Origin of the sequence: Brenneria sp. L3-3C-1, from assembly GCF_016456245.1 — a bacterium.
Classification (GTDB): domain Bacteria; phylum Pseudomonadota; class Gammaproteobacteria; order Enterobacterales; family Enterobacteriaceae; genus Brenneria.
In genome coordinates this window covers 126,289-140,576 of the sequence record NZ_JAEMHF010000010.1, presented here as the reverse complement: position 1 = coordinate 140,576, position 14,288 = coordinate 126,289, and the positions used below count along the sequence as shown (strand labels likewise).

15 protein-coding genes are annotated in these 14,288 nt (G+C 63.0%); 11 read left to right on the top strand and 4 right to left on the bottom strand.

Annotated features, from left to right (window positions below):
• Positions 1 to 23 precede the first annotated feature (23 nt).
• From JG725_RS17235 to JG725_RS17210, 6 genes are all read left to right on the top strand, one after another.
• Positions 24 to 344, top strand: a complete 321-nt coding sequence (locus JG725_RS17235) for a hypothetical protein (RefSeq protein WP_199379061.1) — start codon at positions 24 to 26, stop codon at positions 342 to 344.
• Between the two features lie 96 nt (positions 345 to 440).
• The gene (locus JG725_RS17230) at positions 441 to 2,720 is read left to right on the top strand and encodes a helicase-related protein (RefSeq protein WP_199379059.1); all 2,280 of its coding nucleotides are present in this window, start codon (positions 441 to 443) and stop codon (positions 2,718 to 2,720) included.
• Positions 2,721 to 2,950: 230 nt separating this feature from the next.
• The gene (locus tag JG725_RS17225; RefSeq protein ID WP_199379057.1) at positions 2,951 to 3,520 is read left to right on the top strand and encodes a PilL N-terminal domain-containing protein; all 570 of its coding nucleotides are present in this window, start codon (positions 2,951 to 2,953) and stop codon (positions 3,518 to 3,520) included.
• Positions 3,517 to 4,164, top strand: coding sequence for a hypothetical protein (locus tag JG725_RS17220; protein ID WP_199379055.1), 648 nt, complete (start codon positions 3,517 to 3,519; stop codon positions 4,162 to 4,164). Before JG725_RS17225 ends, JG725_RS17220 begins: the two co-directional genes overlap by 4 nt.
• A gap of 13 nt (positions 4,165 to 4,177) precedes the next feature.
• Positions 4,178 to 4,891 carry a TIGR03759 family integrating conjugative element protein gene (locus tag JG725_RS17215; protein ID WP_199379053.1) on the top strand — a complete coding sequence of 238 codons (714 nt, stop codon included), beginning with the start codon at positions 4,178 to 4,180 and terminating at the stop codon, positions 4,889 to 4,891.
• Positions 4,873 to 5,460, top strand: coding sequence for a transglycosylase SLT domain-containing protein (locus JG725_RS17210; protein ID WP_199379051.1), 588 nt, complete (start codon positions 4,873 to 4,875; stop codon positions 5,458 to 5,460). The genes JG725_RS17215 and JG725_RS17210 overlap by 19 nt, the downstream gene beginning before the upstream one ends.
• 14 nt (positions 5,461 to 5,474) lie before the next feature.
• On the opposite strand, the gene JG725_RS17205 is transcribed toward JG725_RS17210, so the two are convergent.
• A complete protein-coding gene (locus JG725_RS17205) occupies positions 5,475 to 5,819 on the bottom strand; it encodes a hypothetical protein (protein WP_199379049.1) in 345 nt (114 codons plus the stop codon).
• Between JG725_RS17205 and JG725_RS17200 the strand changes: the two genes are divergently transcribed.
• The 3 genes from JG725_RS17200 to JG725_RS17190 are packed head-to-tail and all read left to right on the top strand — an operon-like array spanning position 5,818 to position 9,321.
• Positions 5,818 to 6,408 (top strand): integrating conjugative element protein, encoded by a 591-nt coding sequence (locus JG725_RS17200; RefSeq protein ID WP_199379047.1) that lies wholly within the window; start codon positions 5,818 to 5,820, stop codon positions 6,406 to 6,408. The two genes, JG725_RS17205 and JG725_RS17200, sit on opposite strands and share 2 nt — an antisense overlap.
• A 4-nt stretch (positions 6,409 to 6,412) precedes the next feature.
• On the top strand, positions 6,413 to 8,575 hold the full coding sequence (gene traD / locus JG725_RS17195) for a type IV conjugative transfer system coupling protein TraD (RefSeq protein WP_199379045.1): 2,163 nt from the start codon (positions 6,413 to 6,415) through the stop codon (positions 8,573 to 8,575).
• On the top strand, positions 8,572 to 9,321 hold the full coding sequence (locus tag JG725_RS17190; RefSeq protein WP_199379043.1) for a TIGR03747 family integrating conjugative element membrane protein: 750 nt from the start codon (positions 8,572 to 8,574) through the stop codon (positions 9,319 to 9,321). The genes traD and JG725_RS17190 overlap by 4 nt, the downstream gene beginning before the upstream one ends.
• Before the next feature lie 75 nt (positions 9,322 to 9,396).
• Here JG725_RS17190 and JG725_RS17185 read toward each other — a convergent pair whose 3' ends face one another.
• On the bottom strand, positions 9,397 to 10,284 hold the full coding sequence (locus JG725_RS17185; protein WP_199379041.1) for an alpha/beta fold hydrolase: 888 nt from the start codon (positions 10,282 to 10,284) through the stop codon (positions 9,397 to 9,399).
• 87 nt (positions 10,285 to 10,371) lie between these two features.
• Positions 10,372 to 11,271 carry a LysR family transcriptional regulator gene (locus JG725_RS17180; RefSeq protein WP_233356463.1) on the bottom strand — a complete coding sequence of 300 codons (900 nt, stop codon included), beginning with the start codon at positions 11,269 to 11,271 and terminating at the stop codon, positions 10,372 to 10,374.
• 155 nt (positions 11,272 to 11,426) lie between these two features.
• On the opposite strand from JG725_RS17180, the gene JG725_RS17175 reads away from it, so the two are divergent.
• Both JG725_RS17175 and JG725_RS17170 read left to right on the top strand, forming a co-directional pair.
• Positions 11,427 to 12,656: an isopropylmalate synthase gene (locus JG725_RS17175; protein WP_199379039.1), complete on the top strand. Its 1,230-nt coding sequence runs from the start codon at positions 11,427 to 11,429 to the stop codon at positions 12,654 to 12,656.
• Positions 12,657 to 12,727: 71 nt separating this feature from the next.
• Complete coding sequence (locus JG725_RS17170) at positions 12,728 to 13,690, top strand: AEC family transporter (protein WP_199379037.1); 963 nt, start codon at positions 12,728 to 12,730, stop codon at positions 13,688 to 13,690.
• Positions 13,691 to 13,807: 117 nt separating this feature from the next.
• Here JG725_RS17170 and JG725_RS17165 read toward each other — a convergent pair whose 3' ends face one another.
• Positions 13,808 to 14,209: a hypothetical protein gene (locus JG725_RS17165; RefSeq protein ID WP_199379035.1), complete on the bottom strand. Its 402-nt coding sequence runs from the start codon at positions 14,207 to 14,209 to the stop codon at positions 13,808 to 13,810.
• Positions 14,210 to 14,288: the final 79 nt, after the last annotated feature.

The window sequence follows — 14,288 nt, the reverse complement described above, 5'->3', positions numbered from 1 at the left end:
CTTCTATTGAAAGGAGTAATCCCATGGCCAATAGCGTCGTTTCTCCACTCCACCTTTATCTTGATCCCCGGGTTCGGTTTTTTCCGGGCGAGATCGTCGTAACCGCAGGCGTGGTTCATCTGATTCAACTACGGCAGCTCGAATCGAGCCGGTACCTGCGTCGCCATCTCAGTGGCGATTGGGGCGACCTCGACGAGAACGACCGGCAGTTGAACGACGCCGCGCTGGCGTCGGGCGAAGACCGGTTGTTTTCCTCCTACCAAGTCGATCGTGACCTGACGCTCTGGATCATCACTGAGTGGGATCGCAGCGTCACCACGCTGCTGTTGCCCAGCGAATACTGATCCTTTCCAGGGCGGCCTGACGCCGTCCTTCCACCCCCAGGGGCATGCCATCGCCCCTGGGGGCGGTGCGTGCCCCGTTTTCTTTGGAGCACCACCATGACCATGCAACTCGAAGCGGCTTCCGCCGCAACCAACGCGCCCGCCATGGGCGATCTGCTCGATCCTGCGAATGACGACCTGTCGATCAGCTTGCAGGACTTTGTCACCGAGTTCGGGGACGAATTGCTGGAATCCCTCAACCGGGCAAATCCTCCCGTATACAGCGGTGTGCCCCGCGCAAACCGTCAGCTCGTACTGGCCGGACTCAAGCGGCAGTTGTTTCCCGCCCAGGCTGAAGTCGTGCATGCGGCTGCGGAACTGCTCGTCAACCAGGGCGAGCGCGCAGCGATCGTCAACGGCGAGATGGGCACGGGAAAAACCACCGTCGGCATCGCGCTGGCGGCGGTGCTCAACGCGGAAGGCTATCGCCGCACGCTCGTCCTCAGCCCGCCTCATTTGGTCTACAAGTGGCGCAGGGAAATTCTCGAAACCGTCGCAGGTGCGAAAGTCTGGGTGCTCAACGGCCCGGACACGCTGCTCAAGCTGATCAAGCTGCGCGAGCAACTGAACGTGCCGGCAGAGGGCCAGGAGTTCTTCATTATTGGCCGGGTCAGGATGAGGATGGGCTTTCACTGGAAGCCTTCATTCGTCCGCAAGCGCACGAGGTACGGCGAGGTCGGGGCCTGCCCGCACTGCGGCACCGTCGTCCATGACCTCGACGGCGAGCCCGTCAGCGCGCTGGAACTGGAAGCAGAAGAGGTTCGGCGCAAGTGCGGAGTCTGCGACAGCGCACTCTGGACGCTGATGCGGCCGCGCAGCCTGTCTGGCAGCGATCAGTCCTCGGCCGTACTGCGGGCACTGAAGCGGATTCCCACCATCGGCGAGGCCACCGCGGCCAAGCTGATGACGACGTTCGGCGACTCGTTCCTTGCCTCGATGCTCGGCGACAACCTGCACAACTTCATCAACCTGATGGACGAGCGCGGGGAGTTGGTGTTTTCAGACCGGCAGGCCCAACGCATGGAACGCGCGATGGCCTCGATGGAATTCGGCTTCGGCGAGGGCGGCTACCAACCCAGCGAGTATGTGAAGCGGTATCTGCCGCAAAGCACCTTCGACCTGCTCATCGCAGACGAAGCGCACGAGTACAAGGCGAGTGGCTCCGCGCAGGGACAGGCCATGGGCGTCATCGCGGCCAAGGCCCGCAAGACTCTTCTGCTCACTGGCACCCTGATGGGTGGCTACGCAGATGACTTATTTCATCTTCTGTTCCGGGCCTTGCCCAACCGCATGATCGAAGACGGCTACCGCCCGAGTGCCAGCGGCAGCATGAACGCCGCCGCAATGGCTTTCATGAGGGATCACGGCGTTCTGAAGGATATCTATTCCGAGAGCGACGGCCCGGCCCACAAGACCGCCAAAGGCTCGAAGGTCACAGTTAGAACGGTCAAAGCCCCGGGGTTTGGTCCGAAAGGCGTTCTGCGCTGCGTCGTGCCGTACACGATCTTCCTCAAGCTCAAGGACATCGGCGGCGTACTGCCGCCGTACGACGAAGAGTTCAGGGAAGTCGCCATGGACGCCGAGCAAGCCGACACCTACCGCAAGCTGGCCACCAGCCTGACGGCGGAACTCAAGGAGGCCCTGCGCAAGCGGGACACCACCTTGCTGGGCGTGGTCCTCAATGTGTTGTTGGCGTGGTCCGACTGCTGCTTCCGTGCCGAATCCGTGCGCCACCCGCGCACGCGCCAGGTGCTGGCCTTCACCCCGGCTCAGTTCAACGAGTTGCAGGTGATGCCCAAGGAGCGGGAACTGATCGACATCTGCCGCGAGGAGAAGGCAGCGGGTCGCAAGACCTTGGTCTATTCGGTCTACACCGGCACGCGGGACACCACCAGCCGGTTGAAGATGCTGCTGGAGCAGGAAGGCTTCAAGGTGGCGGTGCTGCGCGCAAGCGTTGATGCCAGCCGCAGGGAAGACTGGATCGCCGAGCAGCTCGACCGAGGCATCGATGTCCTCATCACGAATCCGGAGCTCGTGAAAACCGGCTTGGATCTGCTGGAGTTCCCGACGATCGTGTTCATGCAAAGCGGGTGGAACATCTACACGCTGCAGCAGGCCGCACGTCGTTCCTGGCGCATCGGTCAAAAGCTGCACGTGAAGGTGATCTACCTGGGGTATGCGGCCACGTCGCAGATGACGTGCCTCGCCCTCATGGCGAAGAAGATCCTCGTCTCGCAGAGCACATCCGGTGATGTCCCGGAATCGGGGCTCGATGTGCTCAACCAAGATGGCGACTCCATCGAGGTCGCCCTGGCCCGGCAACTCGTCGCGGCCTGATGTTCCTTCCTCGGCCTGCTCCCTATGGGGTGCAGGCCTTTTCTTACCATCCGGCAGACATCCTATTCCATCGAAGCAGCCGGCACACCTGTGCCGGCTGTGCTGTGTCCCCTGGGCGACGATGACGTCCAAGGAAACCGGCCAATGGTCATTTCGTATTCTTTGCTGATCGCATCAAAGCGCCAGACGAAGGTATCGGCTCATTGCAACTCGCAACCGAGAGCCGAGCCATGCCAACCATTCCCCCCCCACAGCAACTGATCAGTGCCAGCCTGCTGGCCGCCGCCGCGCTGACCAGCGGCTGCGCGACCACTGCCGCGCCGACCGCGCCGCCTCCCATCGAGGAGGTCGCCACCACCCCAGAGCCCGCTACGCCGGAGCTGATTCCGGTCGTGCGCTACGGTCGCTACACCCTCGTCGAACTGGCGCCTACTGCTGCCCAGCGGGATCTGCTGCTGCAGGTGATCGATGTCAGCATGCCCGAGGAGGCCCGCGCCACCGTCGGCGACGGCCTGCGCCACCTGCTCCGGCGCAGCGGCTACCAGCTCTGCGAAACGGCGCATGCCGTCATCGAACTGTATTCGCTGCCGTTGCCGGCGGCGCACCTGCGCATGGGGCCGCTGACCTTGCGCGACGCACTGCTGACCCTGGCCGGCCCCGCCTGGGATCTGCAGGTCGACGACCGGCGCCGCCAGGTCTGCTTCATCCGCCCCGGCGATTCCCTGGACGTTGCACCGGCGAGCGAGTCCGTAGCCGAACCGGCCGAAACCTTTCCCGTGACGGATGGAGGACAGCCATGAAGCCATCGTACGCCATGCGTTCGCGCGCGGCCTCCGTAGCGCACATCCTGCTGTGGCTGTGGATGACCGGGCTGACCGCGCTGGTTCTCATCAGCTTTCGGGTCGCCGGCGATCTGGCCGCACAAGAACAACTCGATGCGACGCTGCGGCAATTGCAGCTGCTTGAGGTGAGGGTGGGGGAACTGAACGACGCCCATCAGGCTGAGCAGGCACAGCCCCAGGCCGTCACTGCGGCGGTGCTGGAAAGCACGCGCCAGGCCCTCGATGCACGCCTCGGGCAACTGGAGCAAGCCCTGGCCGGACGGGCCGAGGCCGCTGAACTGGAAGCGTTGCGGCGCGAGGTCGAACAGCTCAAGACCAGTCGCACAGTAGCCCGCCCCGCCTCTCCCGCCCCCGCCCGTGCAATCCGGCCAGCCACCGCCGCGACCAAGGAGTCGACGATTCCGTTCCGGATCGTCGGCCTCGATCTGCGGGCGGGACAGCGCACGGTGTCGGTCGCGCCGGCTACCGGCGAATGGTCGGCCGCGCAGATCCAGGTGGTACTGCCCGGCGAGTCCGTGGGCCAGTGGCGCCTGGATGCCATCGATGGCGACACGGCGGTGTTCAGCCGCGCCGGGCAGACACGCCGACTGGCGATCCCCTGACGGAGCGCACGCCATGAAACGCCAGACGATGTTCATCGCGGCTGTGCTGGTCGCACTGCAGGTGCCTGCCATGGCTCAGCCAGCCACTACCACCCAATCCCGTGTCGTGCCGGCCCAGATCGAGCAGCACCGGGACGAACGCCTCGCGCAGGACTGGGGACTGCGCGACGACGAGTGGGCGCGCTACCGCGAACTGATGAAGGGGCCACTCGGCATCTACTCGCCCAACCTCGACCCGCTTTCCGCCCTGGGCATCGAAGCGCGCAATGACGAAGAGCGCCGCCGTTATGCGGAGTTGCAGGTGCAGGTCGAGGCGCAGCGTGTCGAGAAATTGCTGGCTTATCAGCGTGCTTATGACGACGCCTGGCAACGCCTGCACCCCGACGCCCAGCGCGTGAATCTGCCGGACGCGACGCCGGGCGGTTTCGCCGCAACCGGCAGCGGGCGCACGGCGGTGTTCGTCAAGGAGGGCTGTGCCCCCTGCGGTCAGTTGGTGCGGCGCCTGCAAGCCAGCGGCGCCGAGTTCGACGTCTACATGGTCGGCAGCCGCCAGGACGACGCCCGCATCCGCGACTGGGCCCAGCGCGCGCAGATCGATCCGGCGCGGGTGCGCAGCGGCTCCATCACGCTCAATCACGACGGCGGTCGCTGGCTGTCGATAGGGGTGTCCGGCGAGCTACCCGCCGTGGTGCGCCAGGTGAACGGTCAATGGCAACGCCAGCCATGACCCACATGCGCTCGGCGCTGGCCATGCTGATGCTGAGCGGCCTGACGGCGAGTCCGATCCAGGCACAGGAAACGCCGCCACCGGCCTACCAACTGGCCGCGCAGAGAGCCGGCATCCCCGCGACCGTACTCTATGCGGTGGCACTGCAAGAGAGCGGCATCCGACGCGGCAACCGTATCGTTCCGTGGCCCTGGTCGCTGAATGTCGCTGGAGAGTCGCACCGTTATGCCACCCGCGCCGAGGCCTGTGCGGGTTTGCAGCAGGCGTTGCGCCAGGTGCCGCCCACCCGCGTCGATGCCGGCCTGGGGCAGATCAACCTTGGCTATCAGCAACACCGCTACCGCCGCCCCTGCGATCTGCTCGATCCCTATGCCAACCTGGCCATCGCCGCCGAGATTCTGCGCGAACAGCACCAGCCTGGCGAGGATTGGCTGCTCGCCATCGGCCGCTACCACCGACCCGCTGGGGGTGCGCCCGCTGCACGCTACCGACGCAGCGTGTCCCAACACCTGGCCCGCGTGACCGGTGAATCACCGCCAGGCATCGTCAGCGGAAAACAAGGGCCTTGAACGCACTGTCGGGATCAAAGCTCCAGCGCAGTGCCAAGATGCCTGAAGACGGCCGAGACCCGGCGCAGGTGCCGCGACTCCTGATGCGTCAGCACCCAGAGATCGGTCTGGCACTCGTTGATCACCTCGGTGACCTGCTGCAGATCGGAGCGGCCCTTGGTGAGAAACAGCGGCAGGATGCCCGCCCATCCCCATGCCCAGGGCGACCAGCTCCATGACCGTGAGATACCGAAGGATAGCCGCACTCTCCCAGGGCCGTGCCCGTTGAAAAACGGGCACGGAGCAAATCCCATTCCTTGCTGATCCTGTTTGCCCATGGCGTGAAGGTAGCTGCTCCCTGACTCAAGGAGCAGTTTCATGTCCCGCACCGCCCCTGTCCCAACGATCCGGCCCTTCAGCGGCCCGCCATTTCCCCGCAGGCTCCAGGCTGCTGTCGCATTGCTGGCGGCGCTCCTGGCATCGCATGGCGCCAGCGCGGAATCCACGCCGCTGGTCGTCGTGGAAGACCGCGGCGGTGCTTCCGCGCTGCCGTACTACGAAACACTCAACCTGCAGCCACGCTCGCCCGACGCGGCGCGCCCGCCCATTCCCATGCCGGTCGCACTGGCGAAGCTCGCCAGCGAGGCGGACATGCTGCCAGTGCGCAGCCCGACGCTCTCGCCGGGCATCGTTGCTCGTCGCGTCATCGAGGCGCCGGGGCTGCAGCCGTTCTTTCTGATCGGCGACGACGACACCTCTCATGCCTGGCTGCGCCGCCACGCCACGGCGCTGCGCGAACGCGGCGCCGTAGGCCTGGTGGTCAACATCGATACCCCGGCCGGGCTGACCCGCCTGCGCGAAGCGGCGCCCGGATTAGAGCTAGCGCCGGTGGTCGCCGACGATCTGGCCGCGCGCCTGGGCGTACAACACTACCCGGCGCTGATCACCAGCACCGGTATCGAGCAGTGACGCGATGGCGCAGACGCAACCGGTGGAGGTTCTGCTGCGGCCAGCGGTTGAACTGTATTCCGTCGTGGTCTGCGCCGCCGCCGCGGCGTTGTCCCTGGTGGCACCGTGGTCGCTCGCGCTGACGCCGGCCATCGGCATTGGCAGCGTGCTGGCCTTCGCCGCCTTCGGAGCCATTCGCCTGCACCAGGCGCTGGCGATCTTGCGCTACCGCCGCAATATTCGCCGGCTGCCGCGCTACGTGATGCGCAGCCGCGACGTACCAGTCAGCCAGCACCGCCTCTTCATTGGGCGTGGTTTCATGTGGGAGCAGAAGCACACCCACCGGCTGGTGCAAACCTACCGCCCCGACTTCCGGCGCTACGTCGAGCCGACCCCGGCCTACCGCTTTGCCCGGCGCCTTGAGGAACGGCTGGAGTTCGTGCCGTTTCCGCTGTCGCGCCTCGCGCGCCTCACCCGCTGGGACGTACCGATCAATCCGGTTCGGCCGCTGCCGCCCGTCGGCGGCCTGCCGCGCTTGCATGGCATCGAGCCAAACGAAGTCGATGCAAGCCTGCCACTGGGCGAGCGAGTGGGCCATTCACTTGTCCTGGGCACTACGCGGGTCGGCAAAACCAGATTAGCCGAGCTGTTCATCACGCAGGACATCCGCCGCAAGAACGCTGCTGGCGAACACGAAGTTGTGATCGTGTTCGACCCCAAAGGGGATGCGGATCTGCTCAAGCGCATGTACGTCGAAGCCCGCCGCGCCGGGCGCGAAAACGAGTTCTACGTTTTCCATCTGGGCTGGCCGGACATCAGCGCACGCTACAACGCGGTGGGCCGGTTCGGCCGCATCTCCGAAGTGGCAACGCGCATTGCTGGACAACTCTCCGGCGAGGGTAACAGCGCAGCATTTCGCGAGTTCGCCTGGAGGTTCGTGAATATCGTCGCGCGGGCCTTGATCGAGCTGGGGCAGCGGCCGGACTACCTGTTGATCCAGCGTCACGTGATCAACATCGATGCCTTGTTCATCGAGTACGCCCAACACTACTTCGCCAAGCAGGACCCCAAGGCCTGGGAAGTCATCGTTCAGATCGAATCCAAGCTCAACGAGAAGAATATCCCGCGCAACATGATCGGGCGCGAAAAGCGTGTGGTGGCGCTTGAGCAGTACCTTTCCCAAGCGCGCAACTACGACCCGGTGCTGGACGGCTTGCGTAGTGCCGTGCGCTATGACAAGACGTACTTCGACAAGATCGTCGCCAGCTTGCTGCCATTACTGGAGAAGCTCACCAGCGGCAAGATTTCACAACTCCTGGCGCCGAACTATGCCGACCTCAACGACCCCAGGCCCATCTTCGACTGGATGCAGATCATCCGAAAGCGCGCCATCGTCTATGTGGGCCTGGATGCGCTGTCGGACGCCGAAGTCGCTGCCGCGGTCGGCAACAGCATGTTCGCCGACCTCGTGTCCGTGGCAGGTCATCTCTATAAATTCGGCATTGATGACGGGCTGCCCGATGCGCGCCCCGGCGAGCGGGTGCCCATCAATGTCCACGCAGATGAATTCAACGAGCTCATGGGTGATGAATTCGTGCCGTTGGTGAATAAGGGCGGAGGTGCCGGGCTCCAAATCACCGCTTATACCCAGACCCTGAGCGACATCGAGGCGCGCATCGGCAACCGGGCGAAAGCGGGCCAGGTCATCGGTAATTTCAACAATTTGCTCATGCTCAGAGTGCGGGAAACCGCTACCGCCGAGTTGTTGACCAAGCAGTTGCCGAAGGTCGAGGTCTACACCACGACGGTAGTCAGCGGCGCGACCGACAGCTCGGACATTCGCGGTTCGACGGATTTCACAAGCAACACCCAGGATCGGATCAGCATGTCGAGCGTGCCGATGATCGAGCCCGCACATGTCGTGCAATTGCCCAAGGGCCAGTGTTTTGCACTGCAGGAGGGCGGCAATCTCTGGAAAATCCGCATGCCGCTGCCGGCTCCAGACCCCGATGAAGTGATGCCCAGGGATCTGCAACAGCTCGCGGAGTACATGCGCCAGAGCTATACGGAAGCCGGGCGCTGGTGGGAGAACCTGGACACGCCGGGGCGCCAGGAAGAACCCCTGCCGGACGATCTGATCGATGATCTGTCCGAGGCCGACAGCACTGCCGCCGAGACACGTCCATGAGCGACGCCTCCTCCACCGCGCAACAGCAGCAGGGCCGCCGGCACGGCCTGATCGTCGGCCTGATCACCTTGCCGTTGCGGCTCTTCGGGGTACTCGTGGCCTCGCTGTTGCTCTCCATCATCATCGAGTGCATCGGCATGCACACACTCTGGAAAGACCAAGGCTGGCGGCACTCCCAGGCGATGCTGCAATACGAACTCGGCCATCTCTCCAATCATTTCACCCGCAGCGCCATCGTGCGCGAGCCCGGCCGCACGGCGCACCAACTGGTCGATACCGGCTTTGAATGGACGTTCGTCAGAACCGGATTGCTCGACCGGATGAACGACACCGCCGAGCGCGCCAGGCGCCCCGGCCGCGAGAATGCGCGCAACTTCCGCTACTACATCAGTCAAGCCTACATCTGGTCCGAGAAATACCTGATCGCCGCCGCCTTCATCACGCTGACATTTCTGGTGCGTCTTCTGGTGCTGGTGCTGACCTTGCCGCTGTTCCTCACGGCGGCGTTCGTCGGTTTCGTTGACGGGCTGGTACGCCGTGACGTGCGCAAATTTGGGGCCGGCCGGGAGTCCGGCTTCATCTACCACCGTGCAAAAGCCGCATTGCTACCGCTGGCCGTACTGCCCTGGGTGATCTATCTGGCGATGCCGATTGCGGTGCACCCGCTGCTGATCCTGCTGCCCAGCGCGGCACTGCTGGGGCTCGTCGTGGCCTTGGCTGCCAGCAGTTTCAAGAAATACCTATAGCTCTGCACATTCCTTCCTACACGCGCCCCGGCATGATGAACACACAGCGTTGGGTCGCGCGACGGGGGCTACCGCCTACTTCTGGCAGAACCGCAGGATGGCCTCGGCAACGCGCTGCGGCATTTCCCTCTGCGGGAAATGCCCCACGCCATCGAGCACCTGTCGCGCATAGCCACCCTGGAAGAACGCCTCCCGCCCCTTAGAACTGTCGGAATGATTGCAGGTATCGGCGCCACCATGCAGCACCAGCGTCGGCACCGTCAGAACCGGCGCAGAATGCAGACACGCTTCATCCTCGGCATAGGCCGGATCGCCCTCGGCGAAGCCCCAGCGGTGGCGGTAGGAGTGCAGCACGATCTCGGCCCAATCTTCTCCCTGGAATGCACGCGCCGCCTCGTCGAAGTCGGCCGGATCGTACCAGCCTGCCGGCGCCCAGGTGTCCCACATCATGCGGGCGAAGGTTTCACGCTCATCACGCATCACCTGCGCACCGCGCGGCGTGGCCATGTACCAGTGATACCAGTAGTCGCGTGCTTGCTGCAGCGCAAGCTGCTGGTTCGGGGTGTTGGTTCCGTAGCCGATCGACAGCAACACCAGGTGCGAAGCGACACCTTCTTGCAGGCCGCAAGCGTTGGCGGCGGCGCGCGCGCCCCAGTCATGGCCGATCAGTGTGGGCTGTGCCAATCCAAGCGCCTTGATGAAATCCAGCAGGTCGCGCCCCAGGGCGGACAACTGTCCACTGCGCGGCGTAGCTGCCTCGCGGAACCGGGTCGGTGCGAAGCCACGTAGCGCAGGCGCCAGCACGCGGTAGCCGGCCTCGGCAAGAACCGGGGCAACAGACTTCCAGGTCTCGGGGCTATCCGGCCATCCATGCAACAGAATGGCGGTTCGTGCTCCCTGCGGATTCCATTCGAGATAGGCAATGTCGAGCCGTTCGGTCGAAGCAAATTGATAGTTGTCCATAGGATTTGTCTCTCAGCATGAATTTGCCCCGGCGTTGCGGGACGACTGCGTGCGACTTGCAGGACGGGGCGATTTCCGGTGACGGGATCACGCTACCGCGCCCAATCCCCGGTCGATGTAGCTGGTAAAGAGCTTGTAGAGCTTGCCGGGTCGCGTCACGCCCAGTACGAGTTGAATGGCCGGGACGCTGGGTGCGCCATCCTCCGGAGTCAGCACATACAGATCCTCGGACAGCGCGCTCCTGGGTAGCAGGCCAATCCCAAGCCCGCTCGCCGCGGCGCTGCGGATGTTATCGAACGACCCACTCACATAGGAGAAGTAGTACGGGCGCCCGACATGCTCCAGTGCGGACATCGCGCATTTGCGGATGACGCAACCGTCCGGGAAGGTGACCAGCGGCACCTCGTCCATCTCGCTGAAATGCACAGCGCCTGAGCTCACCCAGTGCAGGGATTCGACGCGCAGAACCCGTTCCGATTCGGAGATCAGTGGCTGACCGGCCATGCCCTTGAGGATGACGACATCCAACTGCTGCTGCGCCGCCATGGCCGACAGCACAGTGGATGAGGCGGCCGTGATCTCTACCCGCAGGCCGGGGTTCTCTTCCAGGCACAGCGAAATGATCTCGTGCAGATTTCCTATCTGGAAATCATCAGGCACGCCGAGCGCCACGCGGCCTTTCAGGTGGGTCTTCTTCAACGCGCCAATCGCCCGGTTGGTGCGCAGCAGGATGTCGCGCGCGGCGGGCAGCAACTGCTGGCCATCCTCAGTAAGACCGAGGATGTGCCCCTGGCGCCTTTCGATCAGGCGGCAGCCCACATCCTCCTCCAGGCGGCGAAGACCAGCGCTGAGCGTCGATTGCGTGCGCCCCAACTCCTCGCCAGCACGCCCGAAGCCGCCGTACTCGGCAATGAATACGAACGCGCGCAACTGCTCCAGCGTGATGCCTCGCCCCTCCAGCCTATCCGTTTGTGCCGTCAACTTCATGATGCCCTCGACCTCGCCTGCTATCGACCCAATCGATTATAGCGAGACCATAATTCATTTAACAGATCATGACACCTCAAGCAGACTCATGTAGCCGGCGTTTTCCCAACTCAATACTTCAGGTGAAACATGCTTCATTAAAGGAGTAAGTAAATATGGCCCTTCTCAAATTTCCTGATAATCACACCCCGCGTTACTGTGATTTCAGCATTGACGGAATCCTGGACGAGACTCTCCGGGAAGGCGCAGAGCGCTGCGCTTTCTCCGTACCTGCACAAGACAAGATTCCGCTGATCTCCAAGATTCTCCAGTCTGGGGTGCGGGACATTGTTTATGGGTCCGGCCCGAAAGACCCGACATATCTCATCCAGACCATCAACGATCTTGAGGAAAATGGCGGTCTGCCCGCAGGAACGCGGTTCTCGTTCATCATGTTGCTGAACTGCCATGAACCCATCATGCCGCAGTTCGAGTCTTTTCCGGATGCATTGAAGGACCACCTGACCATCAGCTTCGGCATGGTGTCCCACAAATCGGATGAACAATTGTTCGAGCGCACCACGGGACAATTGCGCGCATGGGGTTTCAATAGTTTCCGCGTCAGTTTGCTAAACAACTTCAGCACCGGCATCGACGAAGAGTCATACGAAAAGATCACCAGGGATATTGATCGATCCATTGCACAGGACATTCAAACCGTCCGCATCAACGATTCCCTTGGCACGCTCTATCCCGAAGCAATGGCGGTACTGGCGGCCAATTTGCGCCATCAGTATCCGGACACCGATTTCTGTCTCCACGCGCACAATGATCGCGGACTGGGCCTGCAGAACGCGCTGGCCTCGCTCTACCACGGATTCAACATCATCGAAGGTGGTTTTGCCGGAACCGGAAACCGTTCTGGCCTGCCGGCGATCGAGATCCTGGATCTGATCTTCAAGGAGCGGAACATCACCATCAACCAACACTCCCTGGACTCTGCTGCAGTCGTCGAGGCAGCACGACTGTCAGAAAGGACATTCCTCTCCATGCCCGACCTGTACCGGCCGGTCAGCGGGCATATCGTCAACCAGGAAAACATGGGGGTGGCCAACATTCCGGCGTTCCTGGGTGCTGCGCGCGACATCCCGTATTTCCTCAACAGCACAGGGCTCCATGACGCCACGGTACAGCGGATTCTTCAGGACGAGGGTCTCGAACCGGAGGCCAACGACGACGCCACCGTGCAACTGGTCAAGCAAAAGCTCGACGCCATTCTGACGGATGCCTATACGAGGAAGCATGAAGAGTTCGAGCGGATACGCGGGGAATTGATCCGGTTCTACACCTCCGATGTCCTCTATGCAGCCACTGTCGGCCAGTATGCAAGGGACTTCATCGAGTAATCACAGGCCGGCCTCGGGACATCCCCGGGGCTGGCTTTTTTCACATTCTGACAATGCGAGGAGGTTCACCCATGTTTCTGATCGTCGCCCCCATCTTTCTGGTCATCCTCGTCGGCTATGGCTATGGACGACTGAAGCCTGACAGCGGCGGTGCAGACAAGCTGATCAACGACTATGTCCTGTACGTGGCGCTGCCGGCCTTGCTGTTCATTGCCGTGGCCCGCGCTGACGCGGGAGAGCTCAAGCAGTGGGGCTTCATCCTCTCCACCCTGATCGGGATCGCAGCGTCCTACGTCATTGCCACCGTGCTTGCGAAAAGCATGAAGATCGGGCTGCCGCAGTCCTCCATCCTCGGCATGGGTGCATGCTATGGGACGACCGGCTACATGGGCGTGCCGATTCTGATTTCCGTCTATGGCGAGCAGGCAGCACTGCCCGCGGCGCTGGCGACGATCCTGCACAACATCCCCGCCATCATGGCCGTGATCATCAGTTGGGACGTGTTCTCCAAGCACGCGCGCGAAGGCCGCACACCGTTGCTGCAAAGCGTGGGCAGTGCAGCGCTGACCACTGTGAAAAACCCGTTGACCATCTCGGTGCTGGCCGGACTCGCCTTCGTCCTGCTCGACATCCGTGTGCCCGTCTTCATCGAATCCTTTGCGCGATTCCTGGGCAATGCGGCAGGCCCGACAGCACTGTTCGCGCTGGGCCTGGGCCTTGCCCGACTCAATGTCAGGGAGCACTTGAATCCCACGGTCGGAAAAATCGTCCTGCCCATGATCGCACTGAAGCTATTCGTGCAGCCTGCCGTCACCTTCGCGGCGGCGGTCTATGTCTTCGGCATGGGGCAGGAGCAAGGCCTCTGGCTGGCTGCAGCGATTGTGATGGCCGCGCAGCCGATTGGCGCCGGCGTGTATGTCTTCGCCAAGAAGTACGACTATCAGCAGGACGTGATTTCGCTGTCCATCATCGTCTCGCTGCTGCTCGCACTGGTAACCATTCCGCTGGTGCTGAACCTGTTTCCCGCGCCATGACGGTCATGCCGCATCCGGGGAGGAACAGGTTCATTCCGGATGCCGGCATGCCCGGCTGATCCCATGCACGCAAGGCCCCGGGCAATCCGCGGCCTCCATGCGCTCACCCATTGCAGGCTAGGTGCTGCGAGTCTGACGCGCCATCAGCGCCTTCCAGGCCTCAAGAGCCGCCACCTGGGCGGTATCCATTTCCTGCCGCAGTTGGGCCACGATCTCGGCATGTCCAGTCTCAGCCTCTTCCCAGAGCGAATAGCGCCGCATCGTATCGAGTGGATCGGGGCCTGCGAAGACCATGGTCTCGAACAGTACCGGAACCTCATCGTTAGACAGCGCATTGTGATTGTGATCCAGGCCTAGGAACACGGTGGAAACACGAAAATCGTCGATCCACGTTTCGGCCACTCGGCGATCAGCAATGGCGAACCATCGCGCCCATTCGGCGATGTCGGGACACGGCACCGCCCGCCTGCCTTCCAACCGGTAGTGCCACATCATGCTCAGGAAGTGTTTTCCGATCATGGGTGGACGATACCCCGCCTTCCTCCCGTTCTCAAAACCCCGCTACAGCCCACCAATACGGTAGCCACGCAGTTCCCAT

What these genes read in the sequence shown, in the direction of transcription:
- JG725_RS17235 (WP_199379061.1), top strand. Translation starts at nt 24, where the DNA reads ATGGCCAATAGCGTCGTTTCTCCACTCCACCTTTATCTTGATCCCCGG.
- JG725_RS17230 (WP_199379059.1), top strand. Translation starts at nt 441, where the DNA reads ATGACCATGCAACTCGAAGCGGCTTCCGCCGCAACCAACGCGCCCGCC.
- JG725_RS17225 (WP_199379057.1), top strand. Translation starts at nt 2,951, where the DNA reads ATGCCAACCATTCCCCCCCCACAGCAACTGATCAGTGCCAGCCTGCTG.
- JG725_RS17220 (WP_199379055.1), top strand. Translation starts at nt 3,517, where the DNA reads ATGAAGCCATCGTACGCCATGCGTTCGCGCGCGGCCTCCGTAGCGCAC.
- JG725_RS17215 (WP_199379053.1), top strand. Translation starts at nt 4,178, where the DNA reads ATGAAACGCCAGACGATGTTCATCGCGGCTGTGCTGGTCGCACTGCAG.
- JG725_RS17210 (WP_199379051.1), top strand. Translation starts at nt 4,873, where the DNA reads ATGGCAACGCCAGCCATGACCCACATGCGCTCGGCGCTGGCCATGCTG.
- JG725_RS17200 (WP_199379047.1), top strand. Translation starts at nt 5,818, where the DNA reads ATGTCCCGCACCGCCCCTGTCCCAACGATCCGGCCCTTCAGCGGCCCG.
- JG725_RS17205 (WP_199379049.1), bottom strand. Translation starts at nt 5,819, where the DNA reads ATGAAACTGCTCCTTGAGTCAGGGAGCAGCTACCTTCACGCCATGGGC.
- traD (WP_199379045.1), top strand. Translation starts at nt 6,413, where the DNA reads ATGGCGCAGACGCAACCGGTGGAGGTTCTGCTGCGGCCAGCGGTTGAA.
- JG725_RS17190 (WP_199379043.1), top strand. Translation starts at nt 8,572, where the DNA reads ATGAGCGACGCCTCCTCCACCGCGCAACAGCAGCAGGGCCGCCGGCAC.
- JG725_RS17185 (WP_199379041.1), bottom strand. Translation starts at nt 10,284, where the DNA reads ATGGACAACTATCAATTTGCTTCGACCGAACGGCTCGACATTGCCTAT.
- JG725_RS17180 (WP_233356463.1), bottom strand. Translation starts at nt 11,271, where the DNA reads ATGAAGTTGACGGCACAAACGGATAGGCTGGAGGGGCGAGGCATCACG.
- JG725_RS17175 (WP_199379039.1), top strand. Translation starts at nt 11,427, where the DNA reads ATGGCCCTTCTCAAATTTCCTGATAATCACACCCCGCGTTACTGTGAT.
- JG725_RS17170 (WP_199379037.1), top strand. Translation starts at nt 12,728, where the DNA reads ATGTTTCTGATCGTCGCCCCCATCTTTCTGGTCATCCTCGTCGGCTAT.
- JG725_RS17165 (WP_199379035.1), bottom strand. Translation starts at nt 14,209, where the DNA reads ATGATCGGAAAACACTTCCTGAGCATGATGTGGCACTACCGGTTGGAA.